Origin of the sequence: Shewanella sp. N2AIL (genome assembly GCF_022690845.1) — a bacterium.
In the GTDB taxonomy this organism is placed as follows: Bacteria; Pseudomonadota; Gammaproteobacteria; order Enterobacterales; family Shewanellaceae; genus Shewanella; species Shewanella baltica.
Genome location: NZ_JALBYT010000154.1, coordinates 1 through 207, shown reverse-complemented (window position 1 = coordinate 207; position 207 = coordinate 1). Strand labels below are relative to the sequence as shown.

The 207-nt window shown below is 48.8% G+C and carries 1 pseudogene; it reads right to left on the bottom strand.

The features are described 5' to 3' along the window. A pseudogene (locus tag MO387_RS21140) lies at positions 1 to 207 on the bottom strand (IS3 family transposase); the annotation flags it as partial.

Sequence of the window (207 nt, the reverse complement as noted above, 5' to 3'; positions counted from 1 at the left end):
CGTGCTCAACCAGCTTGGATTTTATCAACGTGTAGAGCTTACGGGCCCCTAACCTTGGCATATATTTACGCCAGTACTGGACCCAGTCTTTGATGACCGATAGCTCAGCTCTACGACTTTCCATTCGAGCAACTGCCTGATAAATACCTTGCCTCGACATACCCGCAGCACGACATGCAGCTGCGAGGTTTATTTCGCTTTTAGCTT